Raw genomic sequence first — 12553 nt, 5'->3', positions numbered from 1 at the left:
ACAGAGATGAAAGTTTTATTGGTAGGCGGCGGTGGACGTGAACATGCCATTGCCTGGGCAGTTGCTAAGAGCCCAAAGGTAGAGAAGATTTATGCTGCACCCGGAAATGCAGGTATTGCCCAGTATGCGGAGTGCGTTGATATATCAGTTATGGATGCTGAAAATCTTGTTAAGTTTGCAAAGGAAAAGGCTATTGATTTTGTAATAGTAGCACCTGATGATCCACTTGCTGCAGGTGTTGCAGATGCATTCCTTGATGAAGGCATAAAGACATTCGGCCCAAGAAAGAATGCTGCTATAATCGAAGCTTCAAAGGCTTTCTCAAAGGACCTTATGAAGAAATACAACATTCCTTCAGCTGCTTATGAGACATTTGATGATGCTGAATTAGCTCTCAAATATCTTGAGACAGCTAAAATGCCTATCGTTCTTAAGGCAGACGGACTTGCACTTGGAAAGGGAGTTCTTATCTGCAATACTTTAGAAGAAGCTAAAGAAGGCGTTAAAGAGATCATGCAGGACAAGAAGTTCGGTAGCGCAGGTAACAGAATGGTTGTTGAAGAGTTCATGACAGGTAGAGAAGTATCTGTTCTTTGCTACTCTGACGGTAAGACAATTAAGCCTATGACATCAGCTCAGGATCATAAGAGAGCCGGAGATAATGATACAGGTTTAAATACAGGTGGTATGGGTACATTTTCACCAAGCCCATTCTACACAGATGAGATTGCTGATTATTGTATGAAGAATATTTATCAGCCAACTATCGATGCCATGAGAGCTGAAGGAAGAGAATTCAAGGGAGTTCTTTTCTGTGGACTTATGCTTACACCTGACGGACCAAAGATCCTTGAGTATAATGCTCGTTTCGGAGATCCTGAAGCTCAGGTTGTTATTCCTCGTATGAAGAATGACATCATCGATGTAATGGAAGCTTGTGTTGACGGTACTCTTGATAAGATTGATCTTCAGTTCGAAGACAATGCAGCAGTATGCGTTATGCTTGCTTCAGACGGATATCCTGTTTCTTATGAGAAGGGATTCCCAATTAAAGGACTTGAAAATTTTGCAGATAAGAAAGATTATTTTGCATTCCATTCAGGTACTAAGTTTAAGGATAATGAGGTTGTTACAAACGGTGGACGTGTTATTGGTATAACAGCTCTCGGAAAAGACCTTGTTACAGCTAGAAAGAATGCTTATGATGCCACAGAGTGGGTATCATTTGATAATAAATATATGAGACATGATATAGGAAAGGCTATTGACGAGCAGTAAGATTCGTTAGCGGCCTATTTAAACTGGAGGCAATACTCTTGAAATATGAGTTTACCGGTGCTGCTTCGGAAGCATTAAATGAAGCACGTGCATTTTCAAAAAAATCAGGCAGAGGCTTGGTAGAGACTTCACATATTCTTTGTGGTCTTTTTACAGCCGGAACAGGAATTGCATATAAGATACTTGAGAAAGCAGGAGTGGATGAGAAGACGCTTAGAAGTGTGGCTGAAGAGACACATGATAATGCAACAGAACTGCTTAATTCAGGTGATAATGAGTTTACGGGTAAATCCAGAGAGGTTCTGGATAATGCAGGTAAAGAGGCATATGCACTCAGATCGCTTAAATGTGGTACTGAGCATATTCTTCTTGCGCTCATTAAGACGGATGGAAGTACCGCAATATCAATCTTTAGCAGATTAAAGATTGATATTAAGAAGGTTTATCTTGATATCCTTGTATCCTGTGGTATGAATCCGGAAAGTGCGGAAAAGGATTATAGTTCATTTGTGCAGTTAAGAAATAAAAAGGCAAAGGGAAAACTTCCTATGCCTGCTCTTATGCAGTATTCAAGAAATCTCAATGCTGAGGCTGAGAGAGGAAATCTTGATCCTGTTATCGGTAGAGATATCGAGACCAAGAGAGTAATGCAGATTCTTTGCAGAAGAATGAAGAATAATGCCTGTCTTGTTGGTGAGCCGGGTGTCGGAAAAACTGCTATAGTAGAGGGACTTGCTCAGCTTATAGAATCAGGAAATGTTCCTGAAAATCTCAGAGATAAAAAGATACTAAGCCTAGATCTTTCCGGTATGGTTGCCGGTTCGAAATATAGAGGCGAGTTTGAAGATAGAATAAAGAAGACCATCAATGAAGTAAAGGCAGCAGGAAATGTTATCCTTTTTATTGATGAACTTCATACCCTTGTAGGTGCCGGAAATGCCGAAGGTTCTATGGATGCTTCGAACATTTTGAAGCCTTCTCTTTCAAGAGGTGAGATTCAGGTTATCGGTGCTACTACAAGAGAAGAATACAGAAAATACATTGAGAAAGATGCTGCTCTCGAAAGAAGATTCCAGCCGGTTTCAGTAGAAGAGCCTACACCGGAAGAAACACTCCTTATACTTAAAGGTATAAAGCATAAATATGAAGAGCATCATGGAACCGTATATTCTGAGGAGGCACTTAAGGCTGCTATTGATTATTCGGTAAGATACATAAATGACAGATTCCTTCCGGATAAGGCTATTGATCTTATTGATGAAGCAGGAGCCAGAAAAAATCTTGGATTCATAACAGATATAAGTGTCATTCAGAATCAAAAAGATAAGATTAAAGAGCTGGAAGAACTCCTTGAAAAATGTATTATCGAGGACAGGATCGGAGATGCGGGAAGCATCAAAAAGCGTCTGGACAGAGCTAAGAAGAAATATCAGGAAATGCTTAGAGGCAACAAAGATGAGTCTTCTGTTAATCTGATCACAGAAGATGACATCGCTGATGTTATTTCCATCTGGACCAAGATCCCTGTATCAAAGATTACAGAGTCAGAAACCAAGAAACTTATTAAACTTGAGGATAAATTACATGAAAGGGTTATCGGGCAGGATGAGGCTGTTAAGGCGGTTGCTACAGCTATAAGAAGAGGTCGAGTAGGACTTAAGAGTCCGGGAAGACCGATTGGATCATTTCTGTTCCTTGGACCAACCGGTGTCGGAAAGACTGAACTTTCAAAAGCATTGGCTGAAACCCTTTTCGGAGATGAGAATAGTATAATCAGAGTTGATATGTCTGAATATATGGAAAAGTACAGTGTATCCAGACTTATTGGTTCACCTCCGGGTTATGTAGGATTTGAAGATGGTGGACAGCTTTCTGAAAAAGTCAGAAAGAATCCTTATTCTGTTATACTTTTTGATGAAGTTGAAAAGGCACATCCTGATGTACTTAATGTACTTCTTCAGGTGCTTGATGATGGAATCATTACCGACGCCCACGGACGTAGGGTAAGTTTCAAGAATACAATAATAATCATGACTTCAAATGCAGGTGCCGAAAGAATCATAGATTCAAAACATATCGGTTTTATCAGTGATGATTCTGCAGAGAGAGAACATGATGAGATGAAATCCAATGTCATGGAAGAAATCAAGAGATTCTTCAGACCTGAATTTATCAATCGTATTGACGAAGTGATAGTATTTAGGGCACTTACCAAGGATGATGTAATGAAGATCGCTGACCTTATGCTCAAAGATCTCAAGAAGAGAGCAAAGGAGAATCTCGGCGTTACTCTTATGTATGGCGATAAGCTTCGTAAGTTTATCCATGAAAAAGGATATGATCCGAAATACGGTGCCAGACCGCTTAGAAGGGCGATACAGACTCATATCGAGGATGCTTTGTCACTTTATATGCTTGAGAATGAATTTGAGGAAGGCGACCGTATAAGTATCAGTGTAAATGCGGACAAGGTGATTTTCAAAAAGAAAATCAATTGAGCCATAAATGAATTGGGAGGGGAGTCCTGTAAATGAATATTTACAGGACTTTTTTCATTTTCGAAAAGAAAAAATCATCAAAATTTCATTCGATTAGTAGTAGAAAAAAAATACCGATTATAATATAATCAAAATAGACACTAAGAGGTTGTCTATGATGTGAGAAGGCGTCATGACAATTAAATAATGAGGAGGTTTAAGCAGTGGCAGTAATTAGCGAATTAATACGTGAAGAAGAAAATGGTGCCCTTAGTTTTGGCAATTATGAATTAAAGGAAAAAACCAAACAGGATGGTTTCAAATATAATGGTGACAGTTACAAGATAAAGACTTTTTACGAGATTACAAAGCTTGAAAAGAACGGAGCATTTGTATATGAATCAGTACCGGGAACAGCAGTACATGATTTCAGAGCTAATGCAACAAAGACTATATTTTCCGTTGAAGGCGACAAGGATGCTCAGATTACATTAGAGCTTGAGCCTGAGAAAGAATATAAGGTTCATGTAAATGATGTATATGTCGGAAAGATGAAGACAAATCTCGGTGGAAAGTTGAATTTAAGCGTTGAACTTGAAGAAAACGATCAGGTAAATGTTGTTATCGAGAAGATCTAGAACAAATAAGGAGAGGATATCTGCAGCGATGTATATATCATCTCCTTTTTTATATCTGAATATTTTTGAATTTTAAATGAATTGTAAAAGGGAGTAAATAATTTGGCAAAAGAGAAAACGGTATTCTTCTGCAGTGAATGTGGATTTGAGGCTTCAAAGTGGATGGGACAGTGTCCGAATTGCAAGAGCTGGAATACATTTGTAGAAGAAAAGACGGTTGCAAAAAGTAAGAATAAACAGGTGAGTTACGGTGACAGACCGAAGGCTGTGAGTATAGGTGAGGTTGCAGTAACCGAAGAGGTAAGACTGATCACAGGAATCAATGAATTGGACAGAGTTCTCGGTGGAGGTATCGTGAAAGGTTCGCTTGTTCTTGTAGGCGGTGATCCGGGAATCGGTAAATCAACTCTTCTTCTTGAAATGTGCAGAAATCTTTCTGATAAAGGAACTAAGGTTTTCTATGTGTCGGGAGAAGAATCACTTTCTCAGATTAAAATGAGAGGTGAAAGAATCGGTGCAAACAGCAAGAATCTTATGCTTCAGAGTGATAATGATCTTGATAATATATTTGCATCTATGGAAAACTGTCAGGCGGAGGTTATGATAGTTGACTCGATTCAGACCATGGTTTCTGCTGATACGGATAATGCGCCGGGAACCGTTACACAGGTAAGAGAAGTAACGAATAGACTGCTTCAGTTGGCAAAAAGACTTAACGTTGCAATATTTATAGTTGGTCATGTTACTAAAGAAGGAATGGTTGCAGGACCAAGAACTCTTGAGCATATGGTGGACTGTGTATTGTATTTTGAAGGTGACGGAAATGCCGGCTTCAGACTTCTCAGAGCGGTTAAAAACAGATTTGGATCAACAAATGAGATAGGTGTATTTAACATGACGGATAAGGGTCTTGAGGAAGTTTCCAATCCGTCGAAGATGTTCCTCAACGGAAGACCGGAAAATGCACCGGGTTCGGTGGTTGTAAGTGTCGTTGAAGGAAGCAGGGCTATTATGCTTGAAATCCAGGCTCTTGTATGTGATTCAAACTTCAATATGGCCAGAAGAACAGCGGTTGGTGTGGACTATAACAGAGTCAATCTTTTAATGGCTGTTCTTGAGAAAAGAGCAGGACTCAATCTTGCAGGATCGGACTGTTATGTGAATATAGCAGGAGGTATGAAACTTAACGATCCTTCGGCGGATTTAGGTATTGCCATGGCTATAGCTTCAAGTTTCAGGAACAGAGCGCTCGATTCTTCTGTATGTATCATTGGTGAGATAGGACTTACAGGTGAGATAAGAGGTATCCGAAATATAGTTCAAAGAATCGGAGAAGCTGAGAAGATGGGATTCACATCATGCATCATCCCTTCGTCTAATTATGATAAGAGCAGCATGGAAAAGATGGGAATAAAGATCTATACCGTATCAAATATAAATGAAGCTTTGGGACTTATAAAATAGACCATTTCTTGACTTATTAGTTAATAATTGTTATAAACTTATTTAGGATTATTTCGAAAGGAATCATTTTAATTGAAGAACGTTAATAAGAAAAAGTCCGGAAATAAAGGAAATAAGGCATTGTCTGAAAAGTCCGGAAGTATTAATAAAGAAATAATAAGTCCAACAAATGAAGACGACAAGGTTAAGAATAAAACTGAGTCGGATAAAGCTGTGATAGATAAAACTGTGTCAGATAAAACCGAAGCAAATGCAGAAGAGACCGTAAAAGTCGAAATTGATAAGGCTGAATCAAACAAAAAAGAAGCAGTTAAAGATGTGGTTGAAGCAATCGACTCTTCCGAAAAAGAAGACAAGGTTTTCAAAAATAAAGATAAGAAGATCACATTTATAATTGCGGCAGCGATAATCATTATTTTGGCCGGAGTGTTTTTATTTGTTATCAAGAATAAGCTTAAAGGCTCTTCAAAGCATAATATGATCCGGGTAGATGCAAAGGAAGCTACGATATTTCAAAAAGGAAGTATCGACTGCTGGTACTGTATCGACTGCGATAAATATTTTGCAGATGAAAAGGGCACGAAGGAACTTATCCCTGATGAAGTTGAAATATATGCGTATGGAAAAGATGCAAATGGCGTGATCAAATATGATGAAGACGGCCAGCTGTATTATCTTACGGATGGTGTAGTTGATACATCTTATAATGATTTCGTAGAGTATGAACATGAATGGTATCATATTAAAGACGGAACTGCCAATATACATTTCACCGGTATTGAATATGGATCGGTTTATGACGATAAGAACTGGTGGTATGTAGAAAATGGTAAAGTCAGATTTATCAATACCATAGCTGAGAATGAAGAAGGCTTATGGTATGTAAGACATGGTAAAGTTGTATTTGTAAATGATATCGTCGAAGCAAATGGTGAAAAGTGGCTTGTGACAAACGGAAAGATAGATCCTGAGATTTCGGGAACTTATAATGTTGACGGCGTTTTATATGATGTTGTTAATGGAAAAGTTGAAAGCGAGAAAAAGATCGGTTCGGTTGATGACTTACAGCCGAAAGATTATTACCTGGATGAATCGGGAAAAGGAAATAAACTCAGCCCTTCAGGAGAAGATTCCATCTTAAAAGCATTAAAGAGCTTTTACAAAAAGACAGGAATAAGACCATTTTTATTAGTGATAGATGAACTTCCTGAGGTACCGATGAGTGAGTATATTGAAGCAAAGTTTGCCGAATTATCTCTTGAGGGAAAGACAGTACTCATAATTTATTCGATAGGAGAGGATCATTTATGGGTTGGAACAGGTACAGGTGCTATCAAACCATACAGTAAAGATGTTGAACTTATAGAAGATACTTTTGTGGACTTTAAGAGAAGTGATGATCTTTATTCTGATTTGGCAAAAGTAATAAATGCTTCCGAAGCGAAAATTGTTAAGAGCAGATCGGGACTTGAATTACCTGATACGGCATCACCTTCCGACGGAAAGAAAACTACAAGATAGAATATTTTAAAAAATCAAAATAGAATAATTTGTATTTTTGTTAAAATACTGACTAAAAAAACGGTTGAAATAAGTGACTATCAGGACTTTTTCATAGATAGAAAATCACAAATTTCTGCCGTTTTTTTGACTAAAAACCACAAAAATAATTGAAATATATAGGGAAATGATTTATAGTAAATCAGAGGGGCATTTTTTGAAAGTATGAGGTGACATGATGTTTTGTGTTAAATGCGGGAATAAGCTTAGGGACGATGAGATTATTTGCGAAAGATGCGGCTTCGATAATAGAGATTATATGCCACACTTAAATAATAATTCAAAACAAACCAGTGGTGCTTACGGTGATGGCGATGAGATTTCTCCTGATGATGAGGAGACAATCAACCTTAGAGCCAGCGATATGCCGGCTAATATGAAATCGTATGATGAAACTCAGATGATAACATCTGCTGACGCACCTGTTAAACAATCTGATAAGCAGATAGATAAAGAAGATAATTCTGATAAAGACAGCAAGGATAAGGCTAAGGAAAGTGATTCCGATACAGGTGATCTTATACGTAATGCTGTTGCTAATATGAATAAGAATTCGGCTGATAAAGAAGTTGGGGAGTCGGAAACTGATTCTTCGGATGCTGCAACTGAAGTTAAGGATACAGTTGAGGCGGTTGAGTCAAATGATATTTCAACCGGAGTAGCAGTAAATGCTTCAAATATTGTTAATAACGCAAATTCTTCAAATGGTATAGGTAATACCGGAAGTATTAATAATTCAAATACTGTTTCAAGTTTCGGTAATTCAGGTCGTACATCTAAACCGGGATTTGTAATGGATGATAAGAAGAAGATTCTTATCGGAGCCGCTGCAACGATACTTGTTTTGATCATTGTGATCGCATTAACAAGCGGTAGTTCAGATGATAATAAGAGAGAAAAAGAACTTGTTGCTAATATCACAAGTGAGATGATGAAGTCAGAAGCTTCAAGTGAGTCATCAGCTACAACAGAAGCTAAAATAACAGAAACTTCAACAAGTGCCATCCCTAAGGATAAGATTGAAGTTATCGAGATTAAGCATATTGAGCCGGCTGAAGCGACTCTTACTAAGGCAGGACGTATTGAATGTTGGTTTGACAGAACCAATAAAATATATTATACAAATGAAGAAAGAACGGAAGTTATCAAGAAAGAAGATACTTTTATCTATCCGTTTGACCCATCTAAGAAGGGACTTCAGAAGTATAGTGAAGATGGAAAGCTGTATTTCGCTAAGAATGGTGTTAAGCATAAGAAATATTATGGTTTTGCCAGATATAAAAGCAATTGGTATTATGTATTTGCCGGTGCTGTAGATTATGATAAGAATGGACTTGTAAAAGCTCCTATCGATGGCAAAGAAGCATACTGGTACGTTGAGAAAGGTAAGCTTGCCAAGAAAACAACAGTTGCTCAGAATAAAAACGGATGGTGGCTTGTTAAAAAGGGTAAAGTTGTATTTGAAGATGGTGTAGCAAAGAATTCCGACGGAGTATGGTACTGCAAAGCAGGTAAGGTTGCATTTGATTTCACAGGTACTGTTGAAGTTGACGGCAAGACATATGACGTTGAAAAAGGTAAGGTAATAAGCGGATATGAAGAAGAATAAAATATCAGAAGAAGATTTTAGTCTTCGGAAGATATATTATATCTAGACTTTTCGCATCTTATATATAAAATACGGATTAATATCTAAAGGTGATCATTCACTCATTAAGATACTAATCCGTATTTTTATATTACTCAGAAAGTTCTTCCCACTTTTCGTAGAGAGTTTCCAGTTCTTCGGAAAGCTTTTCATGTTCTTTTGATATTTCCGTTAATTTACCTACATTTGTAGCAATTTCCGGATCGTTCATTTTTTCATTTAATGCTTCTATCTGTTCTTCGAGAACTGCGATTCTTTCTTCGGTTTTCTTTAATTCATTTTCCTTTTTCTTAAGAGCAGCCTGCTCAGATTTAAATCTAAGGAAGTTTTCCTTGGAACTGCTTTGCGGTGCTGCCTGCTGAACAGGTGCATTTGATGTTGAAACCGCTGCAGAAGTCTGTGGATGCTGGAGATTATACATCTCGTCTTTATGAAGGACATAATAATCATAATTGCCCTTATAATTCGTAAGAACCTTATTGCGAAGCTCGAGGATCCTGGTTGATACCTTATTGATGAAATATCGGTCATGGCTTACGAAAAGGAGTGTGCCTTTATATCCGACAAGAGCATCTTCAAGTATTTCCTTTGACTGAATATCAAGATGGTTGGTAGGCTCGTCGAGGATAAGGAAATTAGCAGGAGAGAGCATAAGTTTCGCGAGTGAAACACGTCCTCTTTCTCCACCGGATAAATCCTTTATCTGCTTAAATACATCATCCCCTGTGAATAAAAATGCAGCGAGTACATTTCTTATCTTGGTATTGTTGAGATCCGGAAATGAATCTGATATTTCGTCGAAAATAGTTTTCTCAGGAGACAGATTGTGATGTTCCTGATCGAAATATCCCACGTGGACTCTGGCACCTAAAGTGATGTGTCCCGAATCACAGTTTGTTAAACGGTTTATGATTTTAAGTATAGTAGTCTTTCCGGTTCCGTTACCGCCGATAAGAGCTACATGTTCACCTCTTTTGATATCTATGGTAAGATCGGAGAAAAGGTGATTATTTCCAAATGATTTTGAAAGCTCCGAAACATAAAGCACATCTTCGCCGGACTCGGTTACAGGAGTGAGAGAGAGACGCATGTCAGCTCTTTGCTCTGTAGGTTTCTCGAGGCGGTCAATCTTAGAAAGCATTTTTTCACGGCTTTCTGCTCTCTTTATGGATTTTTCCCTATTGAACTCTTTAAGCTTTGTAATAACTTCTTCCTGATGCTTGATCTCTTTCTGCTGATTAAGATAAGCCTTTAGTTTTGCTTCACGAATCTTTGCACGTTCAGTTGCATAGAAAGAGTAGCTGCCTTTATATACAGCAGAAACGCCTTGATCGATCTCAACGATCTTATTGGATACTCTGTCGATAAAATATCTATCATGGCTGACAACGATCACAGCACCGCTATAAGAAGATAAAAAGCCTTCAAGCCATGTTACGGAATCCGTATCAAGGTGGTTAGTCGGCTCGTCGAGGATGAGGATGTCAGGTCTCTCAAGAAGCAGACGTCCGAGAGCAATTCTCATTTTCTGTCCGCCGGAAAGAGTATTGATATTACGTGAATAATCTTCCTCTGTGAATCCAAGACCCTTAAGAACACCGGTTATCTCACTTTCGTAAGCGTAGCCGTTTTCTCTGTCGAAAATAGTCTGAAGTTTATTGTATTCCTCTAAGAGTTTATCCAGTTCTGCGCCGCTTTTATCGGTCATTTCATGCTCGATAGAACGTATTCTTTCTTTCGTGTTGATGATATCTTTTTTGGTATCGAGCATTTCCTGATAAATTGTATTATCAAAAGAAATGTCCTGATGCTGTGAGAGATATCCGAAAGAAACATCCTTAGAGAAGATGACATTTCCGCTGTCAGGCGTTTCTTCGCCGATGATCATTTTAAGAAGAGTGGTCTTGCCGGCACCGTTGATACCGATAAGAGCAATCTTTTCACCGGCTTCCATCTGGAAGTTTATATTCTTTAAAACGGTATTGTCTCCGTATGATTTTGTAATGTTCTGAATTGAAAGTATCATGATCTTTTCCTTATATATTTTCTAACAGTCGTATTCTATCAAAAGTAAATTATTGCTTCAAGTAATATGCGCAAAAATATAATATTTATGATGTAATTATCAGAAAAAACTGATATAATCATATGTAGAGATTTCTATCGTGTACTTAAATTGGGGAGTTTGTACAGGAGGTTATAATATGGGTGTTATTGAAGAAGTAAGAGACGCTATGGCTAGACGTGAATTTGTTCCGTATTTTCAGCCGCAATATGATGTATTGTCCAACAAGATGTGGTCGGTTGAAATCCTTGCTAGATGGATTGAAAGCGATGGAAATGTTATAATGCCGGGATATTTTATTCCTGAACTTGAAATGTCTAATGACATTCTTAAACTTGACTGGTACATGGTCGAGGAAGCTTGTATTTTCCTTGATAAACTTGATAAGAATAATATTCCGAAGGTACCTGTTTCAATTAACTTTTCCGGAAAACATGTTTATGAAGTAAATACATGCAGCAGACTGTGCGAGATAGTAGATTCTTTCCAAATTCCGCATAAGCTTATAATCATTGAACTTGCAGAAACAACATATCTCGATAATCCGGATGTTATAAGGGTTATGCTTGATGAACTTAAAAGCCATGATTTCAGAGTCGCTATCGATGACTTCGGAAATGGAAGTCAGTCATTGGATTACATTTCAGAACTTGAATTTGATGTTCTTAAGTTGGACAGAACCATGTTCCAGAACAGAGATATAAAAGATGAAGAGGTTCAGAAAGAACTCCAGGGTATATTTGATTATGCAAATGGAAGAAATCTTCATACAGTTGCTCAGGGTATTGAAACAACTGAACAGCTCGGATATCTGAAAGGAACAGGATGTAAGGTTGTTCAGGGTTATATCTATGATAAACCCATGCCGGAATCAGTATTTATAGAGAAATTCAAGAATAATCTTCTCGATATTGAAGTAGAAGACATTCTTCTCACTGAGGCACCTCTTGCCGCTGCAAATCTTCTTGTCGAGGCTATATTTAAAAAATATAAATCCGTTACATATATGAATCTTACCAAGAATAGCTATTATGTAACACAGTATGATGATTTCGGTTCCGGAGTAAGACCGGTAGTGAATTCACTTGCGGAGCGTCTTACAAATAGTATCGATTCGATTCATCCTGAGGACAGAGATTTATATAAGAATACATTTAGCGTAGAGAATCAGATTGAGGCATATAAGCGTGGAGAAGAAGTTATAGATCTCGTCGTAAGACAGATTGGTGGAGATGGTATTTACAGAAGGGTTCATATTACAAATATATTTGTGAAAAGCCCGGCTGTTACGGATATACTTGCGGTAAGTCTTTATGACATATTAGAGGAACTTCCGCCGGAAGAAATCCCTGTTCCGCCAAAGCCGGAAGTAAAGTCAACAGAACTTGCTAAAACAGGTAAGACAGACATAATAGCCCTGTAG

The 12553-nt window shown here is 38.0% G+C and carries 8 protein-coding genes; 7 read left to right on the top strand and 1 reads right to left on the bottom strand.

Going from position 1 to position 12553, the window contains the following annotated elements; genetic code table 11:
* Nucleotides 1–6: 6 nt before the first annotated feature.
* The 6 genes from purD to B5D25_RS08460 all read left to right on the top strand — a co-directional run bounded on the left by purD (nt 7) and on the right by B5D25_RS08460 (nt 9026).
* Nucleotides 7–1278 (top strand): phosphoribosylamine--glycine ligase, encoded by a 1272-nt coding sequence (purD, locus tag B5D25_RS08485; RefSeq protein ID WP_078787540.1) that lies wholly within the window; start codon nt 7–9, stop codon nt 1276–1278.
* Nucleotides 1279–1316: 38 nt separating this feature from the next.
* On the top strand, nt 1317–3776 hold the full coding sequence (locus B5D25_RS08480; RefSeq protein ID WP_078787539.1) for an ATP-dependent Clp protease ATP-binding subunit: 2460 nt from the start codon (nt 1317–1319) through the stop codon (nt 3774–3776).
* A gap of 203 nt (nt 3777–3979) precedes the next feature.
* Nucleotides 3980–4393, top strand: a complete 414-nt coding sequence (locus B5D25_RS08475) for an endosialidase (RefSeq protein WP_078787538.1) — start codon at nt 3980–3982, stop codon at nt 4391–4393.
* Between the two features lie 102 nt (nt 4394–4495).
* On the top strand, nt 4496–5857 hold the full coding sequence (gene radA, locus B5D25_RS08470; RefSeq protein ID WP_078787537.1) for a DNA repair protein RadA: 1362 nt from the start codon (nt 4496–4498) through the stop codon (nt 5855–5857).
* Nucleotides 5858–5929: 72 nt separating this feature from the next.
* Nucleotides 5930–7378, top strand: coding sequence for a TPM domain-containing protein (locus B5D25_RS08465; protein WP_078787536.1), 1449 nt, complete (start codon nt 5930–5932; stop codon nt 7376–7378).
* Between the two features lie 217 nt (nt 7379–7595).
* Nucleotides 7596–9026, top strand: a complete 1431-nt coding sequence (locus tag B5D25_RS08460; RefSeq protein ID WP_078787535.1) for a zinc ribbon domain-containing protein — start codon at nt 7596–7598, stop codon at nt 9024–9026.
* Between the two features lie 130 nt (nt 9027–9156).
* Here the strand turns inward: B5D25_RS08460 and B5D25_RS08455 are convergent, their stop codons facing one another.
* Entirely contained in the window at nt 9157–11091 is a 1935-nt protein-coding gene (locus tag B5D25_RS08455) for an ABC-F family ATP-binding cassette domain-containing protein (RefSeq protein WP_078787534.1), read from the bottom strand.
* A gap of 178 nt (nt 11092–11269) precedes the next feature.
* Here B5D25_RS08455 and B5D25_RS08450 point away from each other — a divergent pair, with 178 nt between their 5' ends.
* Nucleotides 11270–12553: an EAL domain-containing protein gene (locus tag B5D25_RS08450; protein ID WP_078787533.1), complete on the top strand. Its 1284-nt coding sequence runs from the start codon at nt 11270–11272 to the stop codon at nt 12551–12553.

Source organism: Eubacterium ruminantium (assembly GCF_900167085.1).
GTDB lineage: Bacteria > Bacillota > Clostridia > Lachnospirales > Lachnospiraceae > Eubacterium_Q > Eubacterium_Q ruminantium.
The sequence above is the reverse complement of the archived record's forward strand: the minus strand, read 5'-3'. Positions and strand labels throughout refer to the sequence as shown.